The organism is Pseudozobellia thermophila (genome assembly GCF_900141855.1).
Taxonomy (GTDB): Bacteria; Bacteroidota; Bacteroidia; order Flavobacteriales; family Flavobacteriaceae; genus Pseudozobellia; species Pseudozobellia thermophila.
In genome coordinates, this window is the sequence record NZ_FQYU01000002.1 from 1,114,130 (window position 1) to 1,139,860 (window position 25,731).

General features: G+C 47.7%; 27 protein-coding genes and 1 other RNA gene. 11 read left to right on the forward strand and 17 right to left on the reverse strand.

The annotated features are described in order from the left end of the window. Positions 1-65 precede the first annotated feature (65 nt). The 6 genes from gcvT (at position 66) to BUB37_RS09755 (ending at position 4,831) form a co-directional block, all read left to right on the forward strand. A complete protein-coding gene (gene gcvT / locus BUB37_RS09730; RefSeq protein WP_072992417.1) occupies positions 66-1,154 on the forward strand; it encodes a glycine cleavage system aminomethyltransferase GcvT in 1,089 nt (362 codons plus the stop codon). Continuing rightward, complete coding sequence (locus BUB37_RS09735) at positions 1,151-2,065, forward strand: glutaminase (protein ID WP_072992422.1); 915 nt, start codon at positions 1,151-1,153, stop codon at positions 2,063-2,065. Before gcvT ends, BUB37_RS09735 begins: the two co-directional genes overlap by 4 nt. A gap of 2 nt (positions 2,066-2,067) precedes the next feature. Next, entirely contained in the window at positions 2,068-2,889 is an 822-nt protein-coding gene (locus BUB37_RS09740) for a sugar nucleotide-binding protein (RefSeq protein ID WP_072992426.1), read from the forward strand. A gap of 77 nt (positions 2,890-2,966) precedes the next feature. After that, entirely contained in the window at positions 2,967-3,680 is a 714-nt protein-coding gene (locus BUB37_RS09745; protein WP_072992429.1) for a flavodoxin family protein, read from the forward strand. 32 nt (positions 3,681-3,712) lie between these two features. Continuing rightward, entirely contained in the window at positions 3,713-4,000 is a 288-nt protein-coding gene (locus tag BUB37_RS09750) for a 4a-hydroxytetrahydrobiopterin dehydratase (protein WP_072992434.1), read from the forward strand. 120 nt (positions 4,001-4,120) lie between these two features. After that, positions 4,121-4,831, forward strand: coding sequence for a YebC/PmpR family DNA-binding transcriptional regulator (locus BUB37_RS09755; RefSeq protein ID WP_072992440.1), 711 nt, complete (start codon positions 4,121-4,123; stop codon positions 4,829-4,831). An 82-nt stretch (positions 4,832-4,913) separates the two neighbouring features. Here BUB37_RS09755 and BUB37_RS09760 read toward each other — a convergent pair whose 3' ends face one another. The 6 genes from BUB37_RS09760 to BUB37_RS09785 form a co-directional block, all read right to left on the reverse strand. After that, positions 4,914-5,447, reverse strand: coding sequence for a 1-acyl-sn-glycerol-3-phosphate acyltransferase (locus tag BUB37_RS09760; RefSeq protein WP_072992443.1), 534 nt, complete (start codon positions 5,445-5,447; stop codon positions 4,914-4,916). A gap of 84 nt (positions 5,448-5,531) precedes the next feature. Further along, positions 5,532-6,587 (reverse strand): iron-containing alcohol dehydrogenase family protein, encoded by a 1,056-nt coding sequence (locus BUB37_RS09765; RefSeq protein ID WP_244526788.1) that lies wholly within the window; start codon positions 6,585-6,587, stop codon positions 5,532-5,534. Positions 6,588-6,720: 133 nt separating this feature from the next. Next, positions 6,721-7,422, reverse strand: coding sequence for an HAD family hydrolase (locus tag BUB37_RS09770; protein WP_072992445.1), 702 nt, complete (start codon positions 7,420-7,422; stop codon positions 6,721-6,723). Beyond that, positions 7,413-8,126, reverse strand: a complete 714-nt coding sequence (gene kdsB, locus BUB37_RS09775) for a 3-deoxy-manno-octulosonate cytidylyltransferase (protein WP_170863148.1) — start codon at positions 8,124-8,126, stop codon at positions 7,413-7,415. Before kdsB ends, BUB37_RS09770 begins: the two co-directional genes overlap by 10 nt. Positions 8,127-8,239: 113 nt before the next feature. After that, positions 8,240-8,815 carry a DUF4126 domain-containing protein gene (locus tag BUB37_RS09780; protein ID WP_072992449.1) on the reverse strand — a complete coding sequence of 192 codons (576 nt, stop codon included), beginning with the start codon at positions 8,813-8,815 and terminating at the stop codon, positions 8,240-8,242. A 123-nt stretch (positions 8,816-8,938) separates the two neighbouring features. Further along, positions 8,939-10,378 (reverse strand): ATP-dependent DNA helicase, encoded by a 1,440-nt coding sequence (locus BUB37_RS09785; RefSeq protein WP_072992451.1) that lies wholly within the window; start codon positions 10,376-10,378, stop codon positions 8,939-8,941. Between the two features lie 102 nt (positions 10,379-10,480). Between BUB37_RS09785 and BUB37_RS09790 the strand changes: the two genes are divergently transcribed. The 3 genes from BUB37_RS09790 to BUB37_RS09800 are packed head-to-tail and all read left to right on the forward strand — an operon-like array spanning position 10,481 to position 12,490. Continuing rightward, positions 10,481-11,131, forward strand: a complete 651-nt coding sequence (locus BUB37_RS09790) for a hypothetical protein (protein ID WP_072992452.1) — start codon at positions 10,481-10,483, stop codon at positions 11,129-11,131. Then, positions 11,109-11,942, forward strand: coding sequence for a DUF3822 family protein (locus tag BUB37_RS09795; RefSeq protein ID WP_072992454.1), 834 nt, complete (start codon positions 11,109-11,111; stop codon positions 11,940-11,942). The genes BUB37_RS09790 and BUB37_RS09795 overlap by 23 nt, the downstream gene beginning before the upstream one ends. Further along, positions 11,942-12,490: an RsmD family RNA methyltransferase gene (locus BUB37_RS09800; RefSeq protein ID WP_072992456.1), complete on the forward strand. Its 549-nt coding sequence runs from the start codon at positions 11,942-11,944 to the stop codon at positions 12,488-12,490. Before BUB37_RS09795 ends, BUB37_RS09800 begins: the two co-directional genes overlap by 1 nt. Before the next feature lie 24 nt (positions 12,491-12,514). On the opposite strand, the gene rnpB is transcribed toward BUB37_RS09800, so the two are convergent. Continuing rightward, positions 12,515-12,838: RNase P RNA component class A (gene rnpB, locus BUB37_RS09805), an RNA gene on the reverse strand. 118 nt (positions 12,839-12,956) lie between these two features. On the opposite strand from rnpB, the gene BUB37_RS09810 reads away from it, so the two are divergent. Further along, entirely contained in the window at positions 12,957-14,849 is a 1,893-nt protein-coding gene (locus BUB37_RS09810; RefSeq protein ID WP_072992458.1) for a DNA polymerase III subunit gamma/tau, read from the forward strand. Here BUB37_RS09810 and BUB37_RS09815 read toward each other — a convergent pair. The 7 genes from BUB37_RS09815 to BUB37_RS09845 are packed head-to-tail and all read right to left on the reverse strand — an operon-like array spanning position 14,846 to position 21,643. Beyond that, positions 14,846-15,211, reverse strand: coding sequence for a transmembrane 220 family protein (locus BUB37_RS09815; protein WP_072992461.1), 366 nt, complete (start codon positions 15,209-15,211; stop codon positions 14,846-14,848). The genes BUB37_RS09810 and BUB37_RS09815 overlap by 4 nt on opposite strands. After that, positions 15,208-16,587: an alkaline phosphatase family protein gene (locus tag BUB37_RS09820; protein ID WP_072992467.1), complete on the reverse strand. Its 1,380-nt coding sequence runs from the start codon at positions 16,585-16,587 to the stop codon at positions 15,208-15,210. Before BUB37_RS09820 ends, BUB37_RS09815 begins: the two co-directional genes overlap by 4 nt. 3 nt (positions 16,588-16,590) lie before the next feature. After that, on the reverse strand, positions 16,591-17,784 hold the full coding sequence (eboE, locus tag BUB37_RS09825) for a metabolite traffic protein EboE (protein ID WP_072992470.1): 1,194 nt from the start codon (positions 17,782-17,784) through the stop codon (positions 16,591-16,593). Between the two features lie 2 nt (positions 17,785-17,786). Further along, positions 17,787-18,947 (reverse strand): 3-dehydroquinate synthase, encoded by a 1,161-nt coding sequence (locus tag BUB37_RS09830; protein ID WP_072992473.1) that lies wholly within the window; start codon positions 18,945-18,947, stop codon positions 17,787-17,789. Positions 18,948-18,972: 25 nt separating this feature from the next. Then, on the reverse strand, positions 18,973-19,875 hold the full coding sequence (gene eboC, locus BUB37_RS09835) for a UbiA-like protein EboC (RefSeq protein WP_072992475.1): 903 nt from the start codon (positions 19,873-19,875) through the stop codon (positions 18,973-18,975). Then, on the reverse strand, positions 19,875-20,783 hold the full coding sequence (locus tag BUB37_RS09840) for a TatD family hydrolase (protein ID WP_072992477.1): 909 nt from the start codon (positions 20,781-20,783) through the stop codon (positions 19,875-19,877). The genes eboC and BUB37_RS09840 overlap by 1 nt, the downstream gene beginning before the upstream one ends. A 2-nt stretch (positions 20,784-20,785) precedes the next feature. Further along, positions 20,786-21,643 carry an EboA domain-containing protein gene (locus tag BUB37_RS09845; RefSeq protein WP_072992479.1) on the reverse strand — a complete coding sequence of 286 codons (858 nt, stop codon included), beginning with the start codon at positions 21,641-21,643 and terminating at the stop codon, positions 20,786-20,788. A 158-nt stretch (positions 21,644-21,801) separates the two neighbouring features. On the opposite strand from BUB37_RS09845, the gene miaE reads away from it, so the two are divergent. Beyond that, on the forward strand, positions 21,802-22,383 hold the full coding sequence (miaE, locus tag BUB37_RS09850) for a MiaE family protein (protein WP_072992481.1): 582 nt from the start codon (positions 21,802-21,804) through the stop codon (positions 22,381-22,383). 40 nt (positions 22,384-22,423) lie between these two features. On the opposite strand, the gene ppk1 is transcribed toward miaE, so the two are convergent. The 3 genes from ppk1 to pdxH are packed head-to-tail and all read right to left on the reverse strand — an operon-like array spanning position 22,424 to position 25,691. Next, positions 22,424-24,538 carry a polyphosphate kinase 1 gene (gene ppk1 / locus BUB37_RS09855; RefSeq protein WP_072992483.1) on the reverse strand — a complete coding sequence of 705 codons (2,115 nt, stop codon included), beginning with the start codon at positions 24,536-24,538 and terminating at the stop codon, positions 22,424-22,426. Continuing rightward, complete coding sequence (locus BUB37_RS09860; protein WP_072992485.1) at positions 24,539-25,024, reverse strand: SixA phosphatase family protein; 486 nt, start codon at positions 25,022-25,024, stop codon at positions 24,539-24,541. Positions 25,025-25,043: 19 nt separating this feature from the next. Next, complete coding sequence (gene pdxH / locus BUB37_RS09865) at positions 25,044-25,691, reverse strand: pyridoxamine 5'-phosphate oxidase (protein ID WP_072992486.1); 648 nt, start codon at positions 25,689-25,691, stop codon at positions 25,044-25,046. Positions 25,692-25,731: the final 40 nt, after the last annotated feature.

Here is a 25,731-nt window from a genome sequence, read left to right on the forward strand (position 1 = left end):
CGAATGTCAATTATTCTAAACCTAATTAATTCAATAGATTTGCAAAATTCTAATACAAAGTTACAATGAAAGATACAGCCTTGACACCGACCCATATCGCCTTGGGCGCCAAAATGATTCCCTTTGCCGGTTACCGTATGCCGGTTTCCTATGAAGGGGTTAACATAGAGCACGAAACCGTCCGCAACGGGGTCGGGGTGTTCGACGTGTCGCATATGGGCGAATTTCTGATCGAAGGGCCAAAAGCCCTTGAACTGATTCAAAAGGTGAGCTCCAACGACGCATCAAAGCTGACCCTGGGCAAAGCCCAGTACAGCTGTCTGCCCAACGAAACCGGTGGAATTGTGGACGACCTTATCGTTTACCGTGTTAAGGAAGAGACCTATTTATTGGTGGTCAACGCGTCGAACATCGATAAGGATTGGGCCCATATCAGCCGGTACAACCAAAATATCGGTGCCGAAATGCGAAACATTTCGGACGGGTTCTCGCTACTGGCCATCCAAGGCCCCAAGGCGGTGGAGGCCATGCAGGCGCTGACTTCGGTCAACCTGGCAGCCATCAAGTTCTACCATTTCGAAGTGGGCGATTTTGCGGGTATTGCCAATGTCATTATTTCGGCAACGGGCTATACGGGTTCCGGGGGATTCGAGATCTATTGCAAGAACAGCGAGGTTCAACAGGTTTGGGACAAGGTGTTCGAGGCCGGGAAAGCGTACGGTATCAAACCCATAGGATTGGCCGCACGCGACACCTTGAGGTTGGAAATGGGCTACTGCCTTTACGGAAACGACATCGACGATCATACCTCGCCCATCGAGGCCGGGCTGGGATGGATCACCAAATTCAACAAAGATTTCGTAAACAGCGACAAGCTTGCGAAAGAAAAAGAGGCCGGCCCCAAGCGCAAACTGATCGCCTTTGAGCTCAACGAACGCGGCATACCCCGACATGGGTACGACATCGTGGACCAAGAAGGCGTAAAAATCGGGACCGTTACCTCGGGCACTATGTCGCCGTCACTGAACAAGGGCATTGGTCTCGGCTATGTACCGACCCACCTTTCGGCCATTGGAAACCAGATCAACATACAAATACGGAAAAAAACCGTGGCCGCCACCGTGGTGAAGCTTCCGTTCTATAAAGGTAAATGACAGATTTTCAAAAGACCCTCGACGCCATTTACAAGAAGGCCGCATGCAGCGATGCGCGCGGGGAAACGGCATCGTATATTCCCGAACTGGCCGATATCGATGCCCACAAGTTCGGCATGCACCTGATCGATAGCGACCAAAGAAACTATAGCGTCGGCGATTCAAACGAAAATTTTTCCATTCAAAGCATATCGAAGGTCCTGTCACTTACCATGGCCCTGGGCCTTATAGGCGAGGACTTATGGAAACGGGTAGGCGTAGAGCCTTCGGGCGACCCCTTCAACCACCTCTCGCTTTTGGAGCAGGAAAACGGGATTCCGCGAAACCCCTTGATCAATGCCGGTGCCATTGTTGTTGCCGACATATTGGTGTCGCGGCTAAAAAGACCGAAGGAAGATTTTCTGGCTTTTATAAGAAACATCGCGAACGATCGTTCTATAAGCTATAACGAACGGGTAGCGGCTTCGGAAAAAGCTACGGGCTTTCGAAATTTTGCGGCCGCCCATTTATTGAAATCATACGGCAACCTGAAGAACGATGTCGACCTGGTCCTCGATTTCTATTTTCACCAATGCGCCATTGAAATGAGCTGTGCCCAATTGGCCAAAACCTTTTTTCTTTATGGCAATGGGGGCCGATGCATGCAGGGCCAAGGCTATTTGAATACCCATCAGGTAAAAAGGATCAACGCCCTTATGCTCACCTGCGGTTTTTACGATGAAGCCGGTGAATTTGCCTTCGAGGTGGGCCTACCCGGAAAAAGCGGTGTTGGCGGGGGCATCGTCGCCCTATTGCCGAATACGTTTTGTGTGGCCTGTTGGTCGCCCGGTCTCAACAAAAAAGGCAACTCGAAACTAGGAATGGAGGCCCTTGAAAAATTAACATCCGATACCGGTTTATCTATATTTTGATTTTGGAGAACAAAAAGATCCTCATACTTGGAGCCAGTGGCTTTTTGGGCAATGCTATTTACAAAGAGCTTTGTAATTACTTTGATACCTATGGCACCTACTTCAACGCAAGGCGCTCCTTTGAAGGCAACCAACAATTCTTCAAATACAATTTAGAGGAAGACGATGTCTTCGAAATACTCGAAAAGCTAAGGCCCCATACGATCATATCGGCCGTACGTGGAAATTTTGCCGCCCAGATCCAGGCCCATCACCATATCGTCGAATATTTGGCCAACCACGAATGCAAGCTCTACTTCCTGTCATCGGCCAATGTTTTTGACGCCTATCGCAAGTACCCCTCCTACGAGTACGACAAAACCCTCTCGGAGAGCGTCTACGGCCGATTGAAGATCAAGATAGAGAACATGATGTTAAGGCTTCCACAAGAGAAGATGTGTATTCTTAGAATCCCAATGGTCTTCGGCAACGGATCGCCTCGGATCAAGGAAATAAAGAAAAACATATGGGAAAACAAACCCGTGGAAGTATTCCCCAACCTGATCATAAACGTCACCAACGACGATAAATTAACGCAACAAATCCACTACCTGATCAACCGAAACAAAACGGGTATCTACCATTTGGGCAGCAAAGACCTGGTACACCACGAAGATTTTGTCAAGGAAACCGTAGATCGCATTGGCCACTTCACGCCCATATACAAAAGGGTTTTTACTTCAAACGAAGAGCGGTATTTAGCGGTACTTCCGAAAGACAATAAACTCCCCAAGAACCTACAGGTGACCTATCAAGAAGTAATCGACCACCACATTATGGGATAGCCATTACGTCAAAAATAAACCGCTATGGAGCCCAAAAAAAAGGGCTTATTTCATAACTTGCTTAAAAACAAAAAGTTATGAAAAACAAAACAGACTTCAGTTCGCTCAAGGCCGTATATGTCAATTGTACCTTAAAGAAATCGCCGACCCAAAGCCATACCCAAGGTTTGATGGATGTGTCGCAAGAAATCATGAAAAACGAGGGCGTGACCTTTAAGAATATCAGGGCGGTCGACCACGACATTGCTTACGGGGTGCAGCCCGACATGACCCAGGAAGGGGGCGAAAAGGATGCCTGGCCCGAACTTTTTGAAACCATTTACGATGCCGACATACTGGTTTTGGGCACCCCGATCTGGTTGGGCGAACGCTCGTCGGTCTGTACCAAGGTCATCGAACGTCTTTACGCCATGTCGGGCAAACAAAACGAAAAAGGGCAATATCTGTATTACGGCAAGGTAGGCGGAACCGTGATAACCGGCAATGAGGACGGCGTAAAGCACTGCGCCATGGGTATACTTTACGCCTTGCAGCACTTGGGATATTCCATTCCGCCCCAAGCGGATTGTGGCTGGTTGGGAGAAATCGGCCCTGGTCCCAGTTATCTCGATGAAGAGGCCCATTCGAAGACCAATGATTTTACCAACAGGAATACTACCTTTATGACCTATAACATGCTCCATCTGGCCCATATGCTCAAATCGAACGGAGGCTATCCCGCTTATGGCAACTCGAGAAAGGCATGGGACAGTGGATCGCGATGGGGCTTTGAAAATCCCGAATACCGCTAAAACCAAGTATCAATATTAAAACCCGTAAGAAAATGGAAAAATTAACGGAGGTCGAAATCGAAAAGGAATTGGAACAATTGGAGGGCTGGGAATACGTCGATGGGGCCATCGAAACCACGTTTGAGTTTAAGAATTTCAAGGAGGCCTTTTCCGTCATGACCCGTATTGCCTTTGAATGCGAGGCCCAGGGGCACCATCCCGATTGGCAAAACGTGTACAATACCTTGAGCATTCGGCTCAACACCCACGATGCCGAAGGAGTAACGGAAAAGGACTTTAAATTGGCAAAAAGCATCGAAGAGATCATTGAGAGCGATTAATGGACAGGCGATTGCCATAGGGGCTATTTCTTATTGAAAGTGACACAACTGCCTTTATTTTCCTAGTAGTCGAACATTTTTTTAAATTTGCGACCATTATAACATTAGTATTCAAAAATTATGGGAAGAGCTTTTGAATTTAGGAAGGCAAGAAAATTGAAAAGATGGTCTGCAATGTCCAAAGCCTTTACACGAATAGGCAAAGACATTGTCATTGCCGTTAAGGAAGGCGGCCCCGACCCGGCCTCAAACTCTAAATTAAGAGCCGTAATTCAAAATGCGAAGTCCGTCAATATGCCGAAAGACAATATTGAACGGGCCATAAAAAGAGCTTCCGACAAAAGTTTGGGCGATTACAAGGAAGTACTTTACGAAGGTTATGCCCCCCATGGCATTGCCATTTTAATTGAGACCGCTACCGATAACAACACGCGGACCGTCGCCAATATCAGAAGTTATTTCAACAAATGCGATGGTAGCCTGGGCACCTCGGGTTCCGTAGAATTCATGTTCGACCACACCTGTAATTTCCGGATTCCTGCCGAGGGTATCGACCCCGAGGAACTCGAGCTCGAAATGATCGATTTTGGCGCGGAGGAAGTCTTTGTGGATGACGACGGTATTTTGATATATGCCCCTTTCGAAAGCTTTGGGGCCATACAAAAGGAACTTGAGAACAGGGGAATAGAAATTCTATCCTCCGGTTTTGAACGCATCCCGAAAGTGACCAAGAAACTTACCGAGGAAGAAGCGGCCGACGTTGAAAAACTGCTCGAAAAAATAGAGGAAGACGACGATGTGCAGAACGTGTACCACACGATGCAGGAATAAAACCAAGCCCTGGCACCAAACATTGCCAAAGGTGTTAACGACGCTTTTGACGGTTCGGACCAACGGGCCATGTTCGGTCGAATCAACGTCTTTTATATCCCTCGACCCCTTCGAAAAACGTCTGGTATAGGGCCAAATCGGCCTCTATGTCGCCTGTTGGGGTATAAGGTTCCGAAATTTTGATTTGCTTTTTACCAAAATCAAAGGCCACGAGAACAATCGGCACTTGGGCCGAGAGGGCGATATAGTAAAATCCCGTTTTCCAACGACTTACCTTTTTTCGGGTTCCTTCCGGGGCAATGGTAAGACGAAAGACATCCCTTTCATTGAAAATTTGGACGGTAGAGGAAACCGTGTCGCTTTTACGGCTTCTGTCGATGGGCGCTCCTCCCATCTTCCTAAAGAACCAACCGAAGGGCGGTTTAAAAAGGCTCTTTTTTCCGATCCAATTGATAGGTTCCTTCCATACGGCACGAACGAGCACCCCCAAGAAAAAATCGACAAAGCTGGTATGTGGCACCACGGCAATCACGAACTTCTTCAAATGGCCGGGAAAGGTACCCACCATTTGCCACCCCAATACCTTGTAAAAAATAAATCGGGCCAGTTGCTGCACGGTAGGATCTAGTTTTGATTATTTTCTCGATGATTCCATAACACACCAAGTACGGCGTGCAACGCAAAAATACCGAAATGAAATTTAAATCTTTCTATAAATTCCTTCCAGCTTATCCGGCGTAACGACCTCCCGCCAATGCCGTCCGAGCGCATTTTCCCATAACGGGACCATACCCATTGCCACCGAGATCATGGTGTGGAACTGGTCGTCGGTCAAATCGGAGCAGACCCCTTTGGGCATTACGATACCGTGTTTTTTCTGCATCTCCTTAAAGGTTGCCACCCCCTCGGGATAGAACTCCTCCAAATGCTGAAACACCAAACAGTTGCCGATTCCATGCCTGACGCCGAGTACAAAGCCTAGGCCATAACTCATGGCATGGGCCACCCCCACCTGTGAATAGGCGATGCTCATCCCCCCGTGCCAAGAGGCCATCATCAATTTCTCGCGCGATTCTTCGGTCGAAATATCGCCCAGATACACCTCTTTGCACAAATCGAGCGCCTTTTCGCCATAGCTTTGGCTAAAGGCGTTGAGATAGGTACCCTGTAGCGATTCGATACAATGTATATAACAATCCATTCCCGTATAGAACCACTGTTCCTTGGAAACCCCCTGGGTCAGGTCGGGATCGAGGACCACTTGGTCAAAAGTGGTATAATCGGAATTGATGCCCAGCTTTTTTTCAGGTCCCAAAAGCACCGTAGTACGCGATACTTCGGCCCCGGTGCCGCTAATGGTCGGAATGCCGACGTGGTAAACGGACGGTTGCCGAACCAGGTCCCATCCTTGGTATTGCGATGCCCCTCCCTTATTGGTCAATAGGATGGATACCGCCTTGGCCAGGTCCATCAAGGTTCCCCCGCCAATACCCACGATACCCGAGGGCAGCTCCCCGTAGTCGTCCCTGACCTTTTCGACCAGTGCGTCGACCTGGTCGGTCTTGGGCTCCTCGTCCGCCGAAACAAAGATGATCCGATCGTTGAAAAGCAGGGGAATGCGCTCGGCCAGCTCCCTTCCTTCAAAAACATCGTCGACCAAAAAGATAAACGGCGCCTCGGCGTGCCGTCTCTTGGGAAGCAAAATTTCCCCCAATTGATCAAAACTGCCTTTTCCAAAAATAACCCTTGGAACCATGGGGAAGTTTTTATAGTTGGTCTTTGGCTTAGAAGCAACTTGCTGTATTCCCTGATTCTTATTAAACTCCATATACATCCAATCTAAATTATGTATCGCCCCAAAGGCGATAAGACCCGTCAGGTCGCCCACCCTACTTCAAATATCCAAGAATATCGGAGAGCTTGCCTATTTTTAAATAATCATAATCGTTTTCCTCTATTTTCACCTCCTCGTGCTGCCAAGTGGTATGAAAGGGGACGTGCACGGCCTGGGCCCCAATGTTCAACAAGGGCAGCACATCGGACCTTAAGGAGTTTCCGATCATCAAAAATTCCTTGACATCGACCTGTAGATGATCGAGCAAATGACGGTAATTGTCCTCTTTCTTGTCGCTTAAGACCTCTACGTGGTGAAAGTATTTCGACAAGCCCGATTTTTCGAGCTTACGTTCCTGGTCCAAAAGGTCGCCCTTGGTAAGTACGATCAATCGGTACCTGCCCTGTAATTGCCGTAAAACCTCCTTTACGTCCTTCAACAATTCGACGGGCTGAAGCAACATGTCTTTTCCCAACTGCAATATTTCGCCGATCGTTTGTGCCGAAATGCGGTTGTTCGATAATTCGAGCGCCGATTCGATCATTGACAAAACAAAGCCCTTGACGCCGTAGCCGTAGAGCTCCAAATTTTTGATCTCCATCCTGAAGAGTTCCTGATCGATCTTGTTTTTGGTCTCGTAACGCTCCAAAAGGGAGGCAAACTGTTCTTCGGTATTTCTAAAATAGGTTTCGTTGACCCACAGGGTATCGTCGGCATCGAAGCCGATTACCTTGATATTGCTAAAGTCTACTTCCATGCCTTCTGTGCCTTTTTCAGATCGTCGGGGGTATCGATTTCAATGCCGGTAACGTCGGTTTCGACCATTTTGATCTTTTTTCCGTACTCCAGGTATCGAATGGCCTCAATTTTTTCGGTCGCTTCAAGGGGCAACATGGGCAGCCTGTGAAAATCCATCAAGGCGCTTTTGCGAAACGCATATATGCCCTTGTGCTTATAATAAACGGCATCGATTTCGCTGTTCCGGTGAAATGGTATCGGGGAACGCGAAAAATACAGTGCAAAACTGCGGTTGTCTACGATAACCTTTACGGTATTGGGGTTTTGTATCTCTTCGTCGTCATCGATCCTGACCATTAAGGAGGCCAGGTCGATTTCCCTTTTATCGTCCGTATGAAAAACTTCAAGTACCCCGGCCAGGCTCTGTCTATCGGTAAAGGGTTCATCGCCCTGTACGTTTACGATGATATCGACATCCATATCGGCCACTGCCTCGGCGATCCGATCGCTTCCGCAATCGTGCTCCTTTTGGCTCATGATGGCCTTTCCACCCGCATTGGTAATGGTTTCAAAAATAAGCGGGCTGTCGGTTACGACGTATACCTCTTCAAAAAGTTCGGTTCTTACGGCAGCTTCGTACGTTCGAAGGATCACCGGTTTTCCCGACAAGTCCTGCATCAATTTCGCCGGGAATCTAGAGGCCGCATAGCGGGCCGGAATCATAGCTATGATTTTCAAAATCTCTTATGAATTTTAGTTTCTATACATATTGAAATCGACCTGGGTTTCAAAACTTTGCCTTGTGGTTTGCCCTGCTATTGATCATGGGCCCCACCTTATCGTCCGGTCCTGGCCCTTGGTCTTAATTTTCGGTAAATCGTAAAAATAACGACCAAAATAAAAATCACTAAGACGGCGGCCAGTACCGGCATAAAGATCGACGCCGTGGTCACCACCATGGCCGTACCCGTTTCAACCGTCGAAATGACCGGATTGCCCAGTCCGCCCGTCGTGGTACTTGAGGCCAACCTACTTGTGGCCCCGGCGCCCTTAATGGCCGTGGCCGTGCCACCGCCTGCGATGATGGCCAAACACCAGGTGACCAATGGATCCAGGTTCGCTACCGTTGACACCATAACGGCAGTACCTGCAATAGCTGCCAACGGAACGGCAAAACTATCCAAAAGATTGTCAACCCAAGGGATAAAATAGGCAAAGATTTCAACAATGGTAGCCACCCCCAGGGTCAGTACGGCCGCCAAACTGCCGATCCATTGCCAACTTTGGTTCAGTTGCCACAGATCGAAATAGGCCGCCAGACTCAGGGCGAAAAGAGGTAGAAAAACGCGAAAACCGACCGAAGCGGCCAGGCCCACACCCAAAAAAATACTTATGATGGTCTCTGAAGTCATTTGTCAATTGTTCTTAGCGCATATTCAATTCGATAAAGCAGCCCAACAGGCCAAATTTCAGCGTCTCCGTACGGCTTCAGAAACTTTAAAATGGGATAACTACTTTAAGGCTACGAATTTAAGTCATTCCCCATCAAGAAAAAAATCGCTTTTAAACCCGATAAGATAGAGCTGCTTTTTAGCCCGTGTTACGGCCGTATAGAGCCATCGCAGGTATTCCTTATCGATCCCGTTGGGCAGGTAGGGCTGTTCGACAAAAACGGTATTCCATTGGCCACCCTGTGATTTATGGCAGGTTATGGCATAGGAGAACTTGACCTGCAGGGCATTGAAATATTTGTTGTTCTTTACCCCGAGAAATTTCCTGTACTTCGACTTTTCGTGTGCATAATCCTTCATCACCTCCTGATAAAGCCTATTCCCATCTTCGTACGACAACGAGGGGGTAACCGCCTTTATGGTATCGAGCAACAACACGGTCTCAAAGGGTTTTTGGTTCGGATAATCGACCATTTGTACCTTTACCTCGGCAAACCTGAAACCGTATAGCTCCTTGATGGAAAAAATCTCCAGAACCTCGATAATATCGCCATTTGCAATAAAGCCGGCCTCGCTGTTCGGCTTGAGCCAAAAGTAGTTGTTCTTCACCACCATCATATAGTCGCCGACGGCCAGATCGCTCTCCAAAAACAAAATGCGGCTGCGAATGTTCTCGTTATATAGGTTCGCCCTTTTGTTCGAGCGTACGATAAAGGTCGTTTCCTCCTTTCCGTTCTCCGAATACGAGGTATCGATAGCTTCCTGTATTTCGTGCCCGTCGATAAGCCTGACAATATCCTTATAAGGTGCAACATTAAACTTGAAGCCCTCATAGAAGCTCCCTTGAAGGTGTTCGCGAAGCAAGGTGGCGTTGGCCAGAATACCCGAGTCCTCCGCCTGCCGTACCACCTCATCGAGTTCCAACTTGACGACTTCCTTGTTGTAGTTCAGGGCCAACCTATCGGCATCAAGGGCCGGGCTAAGGTCCAGATGAACGGGGGGCAACTGGGCGGTATCGCCGATCAGAACCAATTTGCAATTATGGCCCGAATAGACATACATCAAAAGATCGTCTAGAAGGGCGCCGTTCTCGAACAATTTCGAATCGACCGGGGCATCGGGTATCATCGAAGCCTCATCAACGATAAATATGGTATTTCTGTGCTTATTGGGCGCCAGCACAAACTGCACCCCGCCGGTACCCTGCTTTTTCGGAAAATAGATCTTTCTATGAATGGTATAGGCCTGGGTACCCGAGTAATTGGACATTACCTTGGCCGCCCTCCCCGTAGGGGCCATCAACACCGCCTTCTGTGTCGTTTTCCAAAGCGTATTGACGAGGGTACCGATCAAAGTGGTCTTTCCCGTTCCGGCAAAACCTTTTAGCATAAAGACCGTATCGGTGTTTTTCGACAAAACGAAAGTCGACAATTTCTGTAAGGCGACCGATTGGTTCAAGGTAGGCTCGTGGGGAAATTTTTCGACCAATAAACGATAAAAAGAAGCATCTGTTAGACTGACCATAGTGCTCAAAGATAAACATGATTTTTACTGTAAATACTTTTGCGATTGAAAAAAAATTGTAGATTTGTCCTAACCACTAAATTTAAATACACTAATAGAAAAATGAAGACCGTAATTCAAATTGTACTTTGGATCGTTTGTATAGGACTGGGATATGCCATTTACCAATCCGTAACAGGCCCAATCGAATTTAATAAAGTGAAGCAGGAGCGTTTTGCACAGGTTATCCACAAACTTAAGGATATAAGAAACGCACAGGAGGCCTACAAAACGGTTAACAAACGCTACGCCAAGGATTTCAACAGTCTGATCAAGTTCATCGATACGGGAATGTACACCATTACCCAGCAGCGCGACTCTTCATATATGGAATTTGACAAGACCTACCAGATCGATTTGTTGAAAGAGGTAAAAATCATCGATACCCTAGGTACGGTAGCGGTTAGGGATTCACTTTTCAAAAACGACAATCGTTATAAAAGTTTGGCGGAAGTACCTTTCGCCCAAAATGGCGAAAAATTTGAGATGGATGCCGGCTTCATTGAAAAAAGTGGTTACAGGGCCCCTGTTTTTGAAGTAAAGGTAGACAAGTCCGTAATACTTTACGACCAACCCAAAACCCTTTTGGACAAGGAAAAGGCGGAAATCGGTGTGGATGAGGTAAACGGGCCGACAATCAAGGTAGGCTCCATGAACGAAGTTAGTACAAGCGGTAACTGGCCACCTGTCTATGACAAAAAAGGCGATAAATAACATCACCGATCATTCGGAAGATAACTTTAAAAAATTGTCCATTCAGGTCGGCCTGAATGGACTTTCTTTTTGTGCTTTCGATTCCGAATCGAACTCGGTCCTCAAATCGGAACGTCTTTCCTTTGAAAAAACACTCACCCCATACGAGGTCCTCAAACACTTAAAACAACTTTTTCAAAAGAACGACTTGGCGGATGAACGCTTTGCCGAAGTGGTCGTCGTACACAGAAATGCCCTTTTCGGACTCGTTCCCAAATCACTGTTCAGTACCGAAGAATTGGCCAACTACCTAAAGTTCAACGCGAAGATATTGGCCAACGACCATTTGGCCTACGACGAGTTCGAAAGCCACGATATTGTCAATGTTTATGTACCCTTTGTAAACATCAACAATTACATATACGAACTGTTTGGAGAATTTACCTTTAAGCACAACGGAACCGTAATGGTCGAGTCGCTTTTGAACGGATACACCCAGGCAAAGCAAGCGGTCTGTTTCGTCTATGTCCAGGAAAGGCAAATGGACCTCACCATAATCGACCAAAAGAAACTGCTTCTGTTCAACAGCTACCTCTACAACACCAAGGAAGATTTTTTATACTACCTTCTCTTTGCCCTCGAACAGTTAAAGCTCGATTCGGAAACCGTACCCCTAAAGCTTTTTGGAGCTGTCGACGAAGGAGACGAGATTTACGACATCTGCTATCGGTATATCAAGAACGTATCTATTTTCGTTCCCGATTTCGGCCCCCATGCCTATTACGGCAGTAGTAGGGATGCCATAGATTTTACCGTCATAAACGCCCTGTAATGCGAATTATTTCCGGAACACACAAGGCAAAACGCATTGCCGCCCCGAAAAAACTGCCGGTCAGGCCTACTACCGATATGGCCAAGGAGGCCCTTTTCAATATCCTGAACAACCGCTATTATTTTGATGAAATTTCGGTGCTCGACCTTTTTAGCGGCACCGGGAATATCGCCTATGAGTTTGCCTCCAGGGGCACAGGACGTATCACGGCGGTAGACAACCATTACGGCTGCGTAAAGTTTATAAACGAAACCTCCGAAGCCCTTGAATTTCCAATAAACGCCATAAAGGCCAATGTCTTCGATTATTTGGAAAAATCGATGGGCAAGGAAGACATCATTTTTGCCGACCCGCCCTATGATATGGAACTGGCCGAATTCGAAAAGATTCCGAACTTGGTATTTAAAAGGAAGATGTTGCAAGCGAATGGGGCCTTGATCATTGAGCACGCCAGCCATATGGACCTGTCCCACCTCGATCATTTTAGCGAAAAACGAAAATACGGAGGCAGCGTTTTCAGTTTTTTCGATAACGGCGGAACCCCATAAAGGGAAACACCATCATTTACAAAAAAAATAAGCAGGCCATAAGCCGGATTCTGTAAGGCCCGAAGGCCCTTCCCTGTCATTTATCTAGTTCCAACATTGCTGCTGGAATCGAACCGCCTACCCTTCGGCTTGGGCGTGCAACCCTCAAACACCGATATACATGGCGTTTCACCGCATAGAGTTTACCTGATTTCACTACAGCCTTACCTGTACATTCTTTCTGCTGCACTTGTCCTATCCGTCAAAAAAACGGACGACGGGCGTTACCCGCTATGCCGCACTGTGGTGTCCGGACTTTCCTCTCCCACCCGAAATAATTCGGATGGCAGCGACAAGGTGGCCTGCTCACGGCAAAATTAGACTAATTGTTGATAAATTAAGACTTTATCGCTTCGAAATAAAACGATCGAAGCCCAGCTATTTTTATATTTGTACTTACGAATTATGTATCACTAATTCATTTCTATTGGAACCTTTTGTAGTATCGGCACGCAAGTACAGACCCCAAACCTTCAAAGACGTTGTTGGGCAACAGGCCATTACCAACACCCTGACCAATGCCATTGAAAACGATCACTTGGCCCAAGCGCTCCTTTTTTGTGGCCCACGGGGGGTCGGAAAAACCACTTGCGCACGTATCTTGGCAAAAAAGATCAACCAAGACGGTACCGAAAGGGAAGACGAAGATTTCGCCTTTAATATCTTTGAACTCGATGCGGCCTCCAACAACTCGGTAGACGATATTCGCAACCTTATCGACCAGGTCCGTATCCCTCCCCAAGTAGGCAAGTACAAGGTTTATATCATCGACGAGGTGCACATGCTCTCGCAATCGGCCTTCAACGCCTTTTTAAAAACCTTGGAAGAGCCTCCCAAGCACGCCATTTTTATTTTGGCGACCACCGAAAAGCACAAAATTATACCCACGATATTATCGAGGTGCCAAATATTCGACTTTAAGCGGATTACGGTCAAAGACGCCGCAAACTATTTAAAATATATAGCAGAAAACCAAGGTATCGAAGCCGAGGACGACGCCCTGCACATCATCGCCCAAAAAGCGGACGGTGCCATGAGGGACGCCCTTTCCATCTTTGACCGGGTCGTCAGTTTTTCGGGCAAGGAACTCACCCGAAAAGCGGTAACCGAAAACTTGAACGTGCTCGACTACGACACCTATTTCGAGGCCACCGATTTAATCTTGGAACACAACATTCCCGACCTGCTGTTACTGTTCAACAAAACCTTGTCACTGGGTTTCGATGGCCATCATTTTATCAGCGGACTTGCATCGCACTTTAGGGATTTAATGGTGTGCCAACATCAAGATACGATCAACCTACTCGAAGTCGGCGACACGGCAAAGCAGCACTATTTGGAGCAATCCCGAAAAACGGGGAACAGCTTCCTGCTCCAGGCCCTTGATCTGGCCAACGACTGCGATCTGAAGTACAAGACCAGTAAAAACCAGCGGTTGCTGGTCGAACTGACCCTAATGAAACTGGCTTCCATAGGTTTTGGGAGCGAAAAAAAAAACCTTGACGGCAACGGCCTTGCCTTAGGTCAAGAGCCCCCAATTGCCCCTGCTTCCCATTTTAAAAAGGCAAGGCCCGCATCGGCCACCACCGATGCAGGTACAGCAACACCGTCGCCCCAGCCCAACCCGACCGGGGATGGTACCTCCCAAGCACCGAAGCCATCACCGGTACCACCCGCCCCTGCGGTTGTAGTGGAAAAAGAGGCCGGACAAAAGGCCCCTATGGAAAAGGAAGTGGAAGTGGCCCTTGCCGAAGCCGAGCCCGAGCCCCAGCTTGAGCCCCAGATTGAACAAAACACGGACAAAGGCCCCGATTTGCTTTCCGAAAAAGACCAAAAGTTAAAGTTGGACATCGCCAACAAACGGATTTCGGCCCTTTCCTTATCCAGCCTAAAGGCAAAAAAGGCCCACGAAAACAATAAGAAGGACCAAACCATTGATGAGAATAGTTTGCCCAGGTCGCCCTTTACCGAAGAGGAAATGCAACGCCATTGGGCCGATTTCGTGAATGAAATCGATGCCAAGGGCCGTAAGATCCTGGCGTCGAACCTAAGTTCGGACGTACCCAAACTCCTACAAGATACCACGATTTGGATAGAACTTCCGAACAGTACGATGAAGAAGGAAATAGAGCGGGAACAGTACGATTTGATGGAATATCTCAAATCGAAACTGAACAATCATTTTATAAACCTTAAGATTACCGTCAACGAGGAAACCGCCAAGAAATTTGCCTTTACACCGGAGGAAAAGTATGAAAAACTCAGGGAAAAGAACCCGGCCATAGACCTTTTGAGGCAAACCTTCGACCTCGATCTTTAATTGGTCCGCTCCCTATCTTTACGATATCGGATCCTAAGCGAATACACCAAGAAAACCATGGCCACGATCAGCATTCCGCAAGCTTCACGGCCCCTTTCGATGTTTACGATATCACCTTCCCCAATGGTAAACCCCTCGAACTTGTCGGGCCATAAAAAAGCAGTGGCCACCAAATACGCCAAACACAGGACAAAGGAAGGGACGAAACCCAATTTGCCATAGGCGAAAAAGAGGGAACCCAAAGCGGCCAAGCCGTAAATTATATACCATAAAAAGGCATCGGGATCATTGTATTGCAGATAGGCCGCCCAAATGAACAATCCTGCAAAAATTAGGCCCAAGGCCTTGAACAGTTTTTTCATAAATTTTCCGTTAGGTGATGTTCCAACAAGCCAAAAACCTCGGTCGCCTTGATTTCCTTGGCAAACGATGCCGTGGGGTTGTCGGAAATAAATATAGGGAAATCGGCCTTATCCTCCGGAACCCGCCCATGCGACCCCTTGATCAAGGTGGCGTCGAGGGGAATGATATCCATGACCGTACGGAAGCCCATCTTCTTTTTCAACAATTTACCCACGACCTTAAGCATGACCAGTTTATCTTTCGGGTCGGTCAGCATTTCGACCGGATCATATCCCGGTTTTTTATGTATATCGACCATTCTCGCGTAGTCGGGCGCCTTTTTGTCGTCCAACCAAAAGTAATAGGTAAACCACGATTCGGGTCCCGCCAAGACCACTAGGTCCCCGCATCGCTCATGGGCGAGACCGGCCTTTTCCAACTCCTCGCCCGACAACACCTTCTCAACGCCCGTAACGGTCTCCAAAAGGGCCTTTACCTCTTGCTTGACCGTTGGGTCGTTCAAATAAATATGGGCCACTTGGTGGTCGGCTACCGCAAAAGCCTTGCTGGCCCCCGCATCCAATAGCTCGAGACCTCTTTCCACACGTACGGCCAAATAGCCCTTCGAACGCAAAATTCGGTTCAAGTGCACAGGATTGTTCACATTGGTGATACCGTATTCGGAAAGAAGGATTACCTGCGCGTTCCTCTTCTTAAAATGACCCACCAATTGTTTTACCACACCATCTATTTCATTTAAATCTTTTCCTATTTTCTTGAAATCCAGTCCGTGCCGCTGTATGTTGTAGTCCAAATGAGGAAGATACACCAAAGACAGGGTCGGGTCGTGCATCTCGTCGGTACGAATGGTGGCATCGGCTATCCATTTACTCGATTTTATCGATGTCTTCGGTCCCCAAAACTGAAACAAGGGAAAGGTGCCCAGTTCGTTTTGAAGGGTATCGCGAAGTTCGGCAGGATGGGAATAGATATCGGGAATTTTACGTCCGTCGGCCAGGTAATTGGGTCTGGGCGTAACGCTAAAATCCACGGTAGAATACATATTGTACCACCAGAACATATTGGCGCAGGTAAAATGGGGATCTTGTTTCCTGAGCTTGTCCCAAATTTTTTCGGCCTGTACAAGCTTGTTCGACTGCCTCCAGAACTTAACCTCACATTCGTCCTTAAAATACCAACCGTTACCCACGATACCGTGTTCCGAAGGGAGTTTTCCGGTCAAATAAGTAGACTGGGCCGAACAGGTAACCGCAGGAACGACCGGGTCGATATAGGCCGACCTTCCATTTTTCAAAAACGATTCTATGAACGGGGTGTGTTCCCCGATAAGCCGTTGGGTAAGCCCAACCACGTTTATAACTACCGTTTTCTTCATTTTTTAGAACTTTTCAATAAGCCAGTTCAATTCCCTTACTATCGATTCTGTCAAGTCTTTTTTTAAGCCGGGAGGAAGTACGTCCCACGTATAGGTCTCAACCTCCAAATGTTCTGAGACAGGGTGTTCTTTCAGGTATTCCACCACTTTTAGAATATGGTCTTGGGTGGAATAAAGCACCCCAAATTTCTCCAGGAAAACGGGTACGTGAAAATGCGCCCTTAACTCTTCAAATGCCTTTTTCTCCTTTAGTACGATCGGAAGGTCGTTATAGGTCTTTACCCTTCCATCGATTTGTTCGGTAACCTGATGCAGGTATACCGGCTCATCAAAGTGCGACAAAGCCTCCCAAATCGCCTCGTTGCCCTTGGGGTCGGCTATGATCTTCAGGGCGGCGCTAACCTGTATTTTTCCTATTCGGATACCTGCCTTGGCCAAGCGTTCAAAAGTGTCACGCGGTTCTTCAAAGGCCAACGAAAAATGGCATACGTCGTAACAGACCGTAATATACCTTCTCAGCACTTCCTCGGCCCGTACCCCGTCCATATCCAACTCGGCCCCTAAATACACCTTGGCGGCGGGAAGGAGGTAGTCGGAAAAAAAAGACAGTACCTCCTCGCTATTTTCGAGCATCCCGTCCGGTTCGGGCTCAATATCGAGGTGCAGGTATTGTCCTGTTTCCTGTTCTATTTTATATAAATGCACGGCTACCTCAACCATATTTTTAGCTCCGGTATCAAAAGCCTCTTTTGTGGCCTCTTCCGAAGTGTGCCAATATTTATAGCTTACGGGAGACGTTGAAATGCCCCCGGAGAGTCTATCGGGAAGTATAGCGGCCAACTGGTCGAACATTCGTTTGGTATAGACCAAACGCTCCCTTGTTGTCCAATCCGGTGCATGAACATCGTCCTTGACCCGTTCGTTGTGAAAATTCCCATAGGGAAACCCGTTCATGGTAAATACGTAAAGGCCGTTGGTATCGAGCCATTGTCTGAACTCGGTAAGGCGTTGCCCCGTGCCCAGTTCCTCGCTGGCCTTGTTCGAAAGGCGTAGGCCAAGGCCAAAAGGCCGATCGTCGGCAACTTGCCTTTTTATTTCCGGAACGTGTTTTTTAATACTCTCAAAGGTGGTCTCCCAATCGGATCCCGGGTGTACATTGGTGCAATAGGTAAGTTGAAAATCTTTATTGATATGCAAAATTATACGGCTTTAGATTCAGAGATTTCGTTAACCAAATTTAAGGCCTTTTTCATAAGCGCCCCATCTATTTCATGAACATCGTGCTTTACCCCAATTGCCGAAATCAAGGTAATGGTCAACTGGCCGCCCAAATGCTCCCGGAACTCCTGAATTCCCTTCAATAGTTCGTCGGTCTCCCTTTCCGAACCAATGGGCAGGCTTAGGTCGAAACCTATATTTTGAAACACCGATACGATGCGGTAAAGGTCTTTCTCGGTAATCAGTCCGATCAGCCTGGCATAGGCGACATCGAGCACAATGCCCTTGGCAACCGCCTCGCCATGCCTAAGCGCGTAATGGGACATTTGTTCCAGTTTATGGGCCGCCCAGTGCCCGAAATCGAGCGGTCTTGAAGAGCCGCTTTCAAAGGGGTCGCCTCCCTCGGCAATATGGTCCATATGCATTTCGGCGCAGCGGTATATGGTGTACTGCATGGCCTCCATATCCCTTTTTGCAAGTTTCATGGCGTTGTCTTCGAGGTACTTGAAAAAGTCTATATCCTTGATCAGGGCCACTTTTAAGGCCTCGGCCACGCCCGATATCCAGTCCCGATGCTCCAAAGTCCTTAAAAAATCGGTATCGTTGATAATGGCATAGGGAGGGGCGAAGGTTCCCACAAAGTTCTTCTTTCCAAAGAAATTGATACTGTTCTTTACCCCTACGGCCGAATCGTTCTGGGAAAGCACCGTAGTAGGGATACGTATCAGCTTGACGCCCCTATGGGCAATGGCGGCCGCGTACCCCGTCATATCGATAACCGCTCCCCCGCCTATGGCCACGACGAAGGAATGCCGGCAAATGGCATATTCATTGATGGCATTGAGTACCTTGTTTACGTGTTCTTCACCGTTTTTACAGGCCTCCCCCCCTTGCACGACGATACTTTGGGTATGTATAAGGTTTTCGGAATAGGTCCTGCAATACGCGCTAATTTCGTCCATTAACGACGGGTGTGCACCGGCCACTCCACTATCGATTACAAAAAGGAGCTTTACGGGCTCGTCCTTATACCCTTTGACCAAGTCCCTGAACAAGGTATTGTCCTCCTTGAACAAGCCTTGGGCAAAGAAGAGCCTGTATTGATATTCGACCTTAAAATTCCGTTCAATTGTTTTAAACATGCTATATATTTTTTTTACAGGCGCCCTAAGTGACGGCGAAAAGTTTAGAGAGCGCCATCGAAATGGGCAGCAAGGCCAATATGGCCAAACCGTACCACCAAACCGAGAACGCAGCCCCTATGGCGGCATCCAATATGATCAGCGACATGACCCCGGCAATTACGGCCTTCTTGATGTTCTTCGGCGAGTTATCGGAATAAGCCTTGACCAAAGGGCGAAAAACCATAAAAGCGAATAGTGTCGAATATAACAACGTAATCAAAAAGGAATCCGTATAAAATGCAGCGGCCGATAACACAGCTAAGAGTACCGCCAGATAAAGTACCCCGGCCAAAACGATATCGTTCTTGTTCTTCCCATGTACCTCGCCCCTACTTATCAAGGTAATGGCAAAAATGTAGACCACGGGTATGGCCGCCAGCCACCACAGTTGCAGGTTACCGAGCAAGGACATTCCCATAATGAGGTTCAGCCCCCGACAAAGCCCCATACTCAGCGGGCCAAAAAAATCGTACTTTTTGGCCACACCGTCATAAAGTAGGATCGAAAGGGCCAAGGCTATGGCCAAAATTCCCGACAAGGTCGAAACCAAAAAGGCCAAGAGCACGCCAATGGCCAAAACCACCCCTCCGTATACCGATGCCGCCGACAGGGAAACGATACCGCTAGGAATCGGTCGTTCGGGCCTTTCGACCTTATCGATCTTATAATCGAAGACATCGTTTAAGATAACCCCTCCGGCATACAAAAACACCGATGCGAATACCAAATAGAGCGCATCGACAATCGCCGCAGAGGCCATACCCGTTTCGACAGAGGATGCAAACAGTCCCCCAACGGCCACACCGGCGAAAATATCGGCAGCTGCGGTCGGTAGGTTGGCCGGTCGGGCCAAACGGGCATAGGCAAGCAACAAGGGAGCAGCCATTATTTTATCTGATCGGCATCTATACGGGGTTCCTGACCGCGAAGAACGCTATTGTCGTTATACAACTGGGCCTGGTTGATACCTTTGGGGTTCAACCAATCTTCTTCCTTCATTTTGCCATTATAGCTAAAAACGTCCAGTGCGTTCTGGTAGCAGGTCTTGTGCACGTCTTCCTTGGCAATGCCCCGTTTAAGCATTAGGGAAGCCGTTTTCGGTACCGCCAAGGGATCGCTTACGCCCCAGTCGGCCGAGCTGTCCACAATAATATTGTCACTACCGAATTTTCTGACCACCTCTACCATACGCTCGTTGCCCATCTTTGTCTTCGGATAGATGGTAAAGGCCGCTATAAAGCCCCTATCGAGCACATCCCTGACCGTTTCTTCGTTGTTGTGGTCGATAACCACCTTGCCGGGATCTAGGCCGTGTTCCAAACAGACCTCCATACTTTTTAGGGTTCCCGCCTTTTTATCGCGGTGGGGCGTATGTACCTGCACGACCATATCGAGCTCCTTGGCCATTTCGAGCTGCATTCTAAAATACTTGTCCTCGGCCGGGGTCTGGTCGTCGTACCCTATCTCGCCCACGGCAACGACATTTTCCTTATGAAGGTAAAGCGGAAGCAACTCTATTACCTCCTCGGCCAAGGCCTCATTATTGGCCTCTTTGGAGTTAAGGCCGATGGTGCAATAGTGTTGTATGCCGAACTGGCTCGCACGAAAGCGCTCCCAGCCCACCAAGCTGCTAAAGTAATCTTGAAAAGACCCTACTTGGGTGCGTGGCTGGCCCAACCAAAAAGAGGGTTCTATTACGGCCACGACGCCGGCCGCCGCCATTGCCTCGTAATCATCGGTTGTACGCGACGTCATATGCACGTGCGGATCAATTATCATCATTTTATCTTCCATAATTAGTTTATTACATTATCCCAGGTGATTTCACCGTCCCTCACCTGGTCGTATAGTTGCGTATAATTCTTTACAAGTTCTTTGGCTTCCCGATTGGATGAGTTATAGCAGCACAAAGCCCCCACCTTGTTTTCTTCGACCTTATCGCTTTCCAGGAGCTTTTTCATATCGTCCAACAAATACGGGTCGATAAATTGCGATACGGGCCTCCAAAACAGGGGATCGATATCCCTTGAAGCGGCCCAGCGTTCGTGGGCATAATCCGATATGATCCGCGCCAAATCCTTGTTCGCCCGTTTGTCGACATCCAAAATTTGTGAAAGGTCGAACTGCATAAATGCCGCCTTTAAGTACATTTGGTTCCATTGCTGGTCGTTGAAATAGGCAGCGGGGTAGGGATTGTTCATACTAATGGCCTCGAAGACCGTGGCTATATTGGTTCGCAGGGCTTCGACCGCGGTATGCTTGTACCTTTCGGCATTGGGCAGCAATATCAAAAATTTCAGGAAAGTGACCAATTCTCCCGTATCGGCCACCTGTATCAGGTTGGCCACCTTGGGTTCAAAATAATCGGGCTTGGCCTTCAGTACCTTGATGAGCAGGTAAATCCGGGCCATTTGAAGTGCATCTGCCTTTTGCCATTCCAGGTAAGACCGCAGTTTATCGTCTTTTAGGTCCAGCTCCAATTTCGTCCCTTGCCCGACCTTATTGGCCAATAGGCTGTAGGTCAGGTAGAGGTCCCTTGCGGATTCGGAACTGATAACGCTATCTATTTTTGAGGTCAACCATTGAAAGGCGGTCTCGTCCAAATTGTTTTTCAGGAGCGATTCAAGCTCCCCTTCGGCATGGATAGAATTCATGGTTTGGTTTAGGCTTACGAATTATACCATCATTATTTACCCTCACGACCAGGATAAAAAACAACTAACTACAAATCTAATTATTCCAAAGGGAAACTGATCAAAATCTAGCCCGACATTCGCAAGATTCTTGCTAATTTTACAAAAAATTAAGAATTATGCTCGGCCTAAAGCTTCCTACCGATCCCCGATGGGTGAATATTGTTGAGAAAAACATCGACGAAATTTTAATCGACCACGCCTACTGTGAGCAAAAAGCGGCCAGTACGGCCATATCGCTTATCATCAGTTTTCCCGAACACCCTGATTTGGTCGAGGAAATGATTGCCCTTTCCCGCGAGGAAATGGGGCATTTTAAAATGGTACACGACCGTATTATCGCCCGGGGCATCACCCTAGGCAGGTACCGTAAGGACGAATACGTCGTTGAGTTGATGAAATTCTTCCCAAAAGGGGGAAGCCGAACCAACCAACTGGTACACCGGCTCCTCTATGCCGCTTTGATCGAGGCCCGAAGTTGTGAGCGCTTCAGGTTACTTTCCGAACAACTGAAGGATAAGGAACTGGCCGAATTCTACCACAAGTTGATGGTCAGCGAGGCCGGCCATTACACCATGTTCCTCAAATTTGCCCGAAAGTATGGTGACCGCGAAGAGGTCGATAAAAAATGGAACGACCTATTGGAGTACGAGGCCGGAATTATGAAAAACCTCGGCAAAAAGGAAACCGTTCACGGCTGACCGCTTTAGGACATTCGGGCAAAACCGGTAGGCACCTGGCCTACATATCGATGCTCTCGTCGATATTGTCGGATACGCCCAGTTTATCGCGATAATAGTCGTACATGGCAAACTGCGACCGTAACTTGGGCTTGTCGTTCCTTCGGTAGAGGTTGCGCTGCTCCTCGTCAAAGATCCTGGCCTTTACGTTGTCGTTCCATGAAATATCGAAGGTGTCGATCAATTCTTGCTTAATGTCCTCGTCGTAGATGGGGCATCCTACTTCCACCCGGTTTTCCAAGTTTCGCGTCATAAAATCGGCGGACGAAATAAAGACCTTGGTATCGCCATCGTTGCAGAAAATAAACAAACGGGGGTGCTCCAAAAACTTATCGACCACGCTAATGGCCTCAATATTTTCGCTCATCCCCTTAATGCCCGGTATAAGGCAGCATATCCCCCTAATGATCAATTGGACCTTTACCCCCGCATTACTGGCCTCATAGAGCTTGTCGACCATCTTATACGAGGTAAAACTGTTCATTTTGATCCGGATAAACGCCTCTTTTCCCGCCTTCGCGTTCGCTATTTCCCTATCGATCATTTTTCTAAAAAAACTCTTGGTGTAGTGCGGCGACACGATCAGGTGTTTGTATTTGTTGATCTTGTAGGTAGTCTCGAAGAAATCGAACACTTTGTTAAGCTCCTTTAGAATACGGTCATCGGCGGTAAACAAGGTGTAATCGGTATAAATTCTGGCGGTAGACTCGTTAAAATTGCCCGTACTGATAAAACCATATCTCTTTACCTCCTCGTTTTCCTCACGCTCTATAAGGCAGATCTTACTGTGTACCTTTAACCCAGGGACACCAAAGATGACCTTTACCCCTTCGGCCTGCAACTGTTCGGCATACTTGATATTGGCCTGCTCGTCGAAGCGTGCCCGGAGTTCGATCTGTAGGGTAACCTGCTTACCGTTCTTGACGGCATTCGAAAGGCATGCCACAACTTGCGAATTGGCGGCCAAGCGATAAACGGTGATCTTGATCGCCTTTACTTTTGGATCCAATGCGGCCTCCCTCAGAAATTTGAGCACATAGGAAAAGGTATGGTAGGGGGTATATTGCAGGTAATCTTTCTCGGCGATCTTTTCCAGAAGGCTGCCTTCAAGGTTAAGGCCCTTTACGGGCAGCGGCGTAATTTTATCGTACATCAGGTCGTTTCTGCCCAAACTGGGAAAGCCCATGTAATCGCGCTTGTTGTGGTACCTACCTCCCGGTATAACACTATCCGCGTCCTCAATTTCCATCTTTTCCTTCAAGAACTCCAAGGTATCCTCCCCGATATTCTTGTCGTAGACAAAGCGTACCGGATCACCGATTTTTCGGTGTTCGACACTAGAGCTGATTTTTTCTATAAAACTCTTGCTCAAATCGTTATCGATGTCCAACTCGGCATCGCGCGTAATCTTTATCATGTGCGAGGATATGGACTTGTAGTCGAACATAGGAAAAACGCTATCGAGACAGTACCGGATCATATCGTCGAGAATAATAATGAAGTTTTTATCCCCTTCCTTTGGAAGTACGATAAAGCGGTCGATACCTTTCGGAATTTCAATCAAGGCATAGCGCTTCTCCCTTTTTTCATAGGTACTTTTGGTACGGTCGTCACTTTTAAGAATCATCTTAACGGCCAAGTAGGCCGCCGTATCCTTAAGCATGGGGAACTCCGCCAAATCGTTCAAAATAATGGTCATCAACTGCGGACTCACTTTTTGAAGAAAGTACTTTTTAACAAAAGCCCCCTGTTTTTCCGACAATTGGGTCTCATTCAACAAATAGATGTTCTGTTCTTCGAGCTCCTTTTGTATTTTTTCGAGGATTTCGACACTTTTTCGCTGTTGATCGATCACGATCGCGGTTATCTCTTCAAGCAAATCTTTGGCCCGTTCACCGCCCAAAACGCTTTTTCCGGACTTACCTGCCTCGAAAATGCGCTTGACCGTTGCATAGCGAACCTTGAAGAACTCATCCAAATTGTTTGAAAATATACCTAAAAAACGCAGTCTTTCGATCAGGGGCACATTCTGGTCCTCACACTCCTGCAAAACACGTTCATTGAAACGTAACCAGCTGATTTCCCTGTTAATGTACCGGGGTTTTGTTTTTATCATCTATCTGTTCTCTTTCGGAAAAATTGTTTGAATTGTCGTTCCCTTTGAAATTGACTCCCACGTGTTGGTATCGAATCGCAAATGGACCAACCCGCTTGTAGGAACGTTGTCAATATAACTATTTCCTAAAGAATTGGCAAGATATGTAAAGGCGTGGTTGTGGCCGAAAATAATGACGGTCTCCAAACCATCGTCCAGACTTTTTATAAACTGAAGGTCGCTCTCACCCGAAAAATCGTACAGCCCCTCCACTACCTGAAAATCGGCAAAGGAAAAGTCGAGCCTCCTTAGAAATATCATACATGTATGCAAGGCCCTATTGGCCGGACTGGAATACGCAGCGTCTATATGCACGTTCTGTTTGCCAAAAATATCGGCAACCAAAAGGGCATCGTTTATTCCCCTCTCCTTCAAGGGCCTATCCTTGTCACTTACCGAATAGTCCCAAGACGATTTTCCATGCCGGACCAAAATTAGATTTTTCATGGGTTATTTATTTATTGGTTTAGGGCGCCAGGCGTTCTTTGCTCCAATCTTCGGATTCCAGGCGGGTGTACAAGATCCTATCGTGCAAGCGATTGGGACGGCCCTGCCAAAACTCGACGGACATCGGTCTTACGATATACCCGCCCCAGTGTTCGGGCCTTTCGATTTCCTTACCCTCAAACTGGTCGGCCAGACGGGCCAAGCGCTCCTCGAGATACTCCCTCGAAGGTATGACCGAGCTTTGGTCGGAAGCCAGGGCCCCCAATTTGCTGCCTTCGGGCCTCGAGTTAAAATAGGCGTCGGAAGTCGACGGGTCGACTTTCCGGGCCCTGCCCTTTACGATGACCTGGCGCTCCATACTTGGCCAGAAAAACGAAATGCCCACATTGGGGTTTTGGGCGATGGCCCTACCCTTTTCGCTATTGTAGTTGGTATAAAAAACAAAACCCTCGCCGGTAAGCTTTTTCAGCAAGACGATCCTACTTTTTGGATAGCCGTCGACCCCGATCGTGGATACCGTCATGGCATTGGGCTCTTCAATGCTATTTGAGGCTTCGGTCTCGTCGAACCACTTTTGGAACAATTGCATGGGGTCATCGGGGATCCCTTCTTCCGTCAGCTCACTTTTTTGGTAGGTTTTGCGATATTCCCCTAAATCTCTTTGCATATTCAAAACACTTTAAACTTGAATATCAAAGTTCAGGAAA

Bases quoted from the DNA above. Each gene is read 5' to 3' on its own strand.
- gcvT (WP_072992417.1), top strand. From the start codon at position 66: ATGAAAGATACAGCCTTGACACCGACCCATATCGCCTTGGGCGCCAAA.
- BUB37_RS09735 (WP_072992422.1), top strand. From the start codon at position 1,151: ATGACAGATTTTCAAAAGACCCTCGACGCCATTTACAAGAAGGCCGCA.
- BUB37_RS09745 (WP_072992429.1), top strand. From the start codon at position 2,967: ATGAAAAACAAAACAGACTTCAGTTCGCTCAAGGCCGTATATGTCAAT.
- BUB37_RS09750 (WP_072992434.1), top strand. From the start codon at position 3,713: ATGGAAAAATTAACGGAGGTCGAAATCGAAAAGGAATTGGAACAATTG.
- BUB37_RS09755 (WP_072992440.1), top strand. From the start codon at position 4,121: ATGGGAAGAGCTTTTGAATTTAGGAAGGCAAGAAAATTGAAAAGATGG.
- BUB37_RS09765 (WP_244526788.1), bottom strand. From the start codon at position 6,587: ATGGTTCCAAGGGTTATTTTTGGAAAAGGCAGTTTTGATCAATTGGGG.
- BUB37_RS09770 (WP_072992445.1), bottom strand. From the start codon at position 7,422: ATGGAAGTAGACTTTAGCAATATCAAGGTAATCGGCTTCGATGCCGAC.
- kdsB (WP_170863148.1), bottom strand. From the start codon at position 8,126: ATGATTCCGGCCCGCTATGCGGCCTCTAGATTCCCGGCGAAATTGATG.
- BUB37_RS09780 (WP_072992449.1), bottom strand. From the start codon at position 8,815: ATGACTTCAGAGACCATCATAAGTATTTTTTTGGGTGTGGGCCTGGCC.
- BUB37_RS09785 (WP_072992451.1), bottom strand. From the start codon at position 10,378: ATGGTCAGTCTAACAGATGCTTCTTTTTATCGTTTATTGGTCGAAAAA.
- BUB37_RS09790 (WP_072992452.1), top strand. From the start codon at position 10,481: ATGAAGACCGTAATTCAAATTGTACTTTGGATCGTTTGTATAGGACTG.
- BUB37_RS09795 (WP_072992454.1), top strand. From the start codon at position 11,109: ATGACAAAAAAGGCGATAAATAACATCACCGATCATTCGGAAGATAAC.
- BUB37_RS09800 (WP_072992456.1), top strand. From the start codon at position 11,942: ATGCGAATTATTTCCGGAACACACAAGGCAAAACGCATTGCCGCCCCG.
- BUB37_RS09815 (WP_072992461.1), bottom strand. From the start codon at position 15,211: ATGAAAAAACTGTTCAAGGCCTTGGGCCTAATTTTTGCAGGATTGTTC.
- BUB37_RS09820 (WP_072992467.1), bottom strand. From the start codon at position 16,587: ATGAAGAAAACGGTAGTTATAAACGTGGTTGGGCTTACCCAACGGCTT.
- BUB37_RS09830 (WP_072992473.1), bottom strand. From the start codon at position 18,947: ATGTTTAAAACAATTGAACGGAATTTTAAGGTCGAATATCAATACAGG.
- eboC (WP_072992475.1), bottom strand. From the start codon at position 19,875: ATGGCTGCTCCCTTGTTGCTTGCCTATGCCCGTTTGGCCCGACCGGCC.
- BUB37_RS09840 (WP_072992477.1), bottom strand. From the start codon at position 20,783: ATGGAAGATAAAATGATGATAATTGATCCGCACGTGCATATGACGTCG.
- BUB37_RS09845 (WP_072992479.1), bottom strand. From the start codon at position 21,643: ATGAATTCTATCCATGCCGAAGGGGAGCTTGAATCGCTCCTGAAAAAC.
- miaE (WP_072992481.1), top strand. From the start codon at position 21,802: ATGCTCGGCCTAAAGCTTCCTACCGATCCCCGATGGGTGAATATTGTT.
- ppk1 (WP_072992483.1), bottom strand. From the start codon at position 24,538: ATGATAAAAACAAAACCCCGGTACATTAACAGGGAAATCAGCTGGTTA.
- BUB37_RS09860 (WP_072992485.1), bottom strand. From the start codon at position 25,024: ATGAAAAATCTAATTTTGGTCCGGCATGGAAAATCGTCTTGGGACTAT.
- pdxH (WP_072992486.1), bottom strand. From the start codon at position 25,691: ATGCAAAGAGATTTAGGGGAATATCGCAAAACCTACCAAAAAAGTGAG.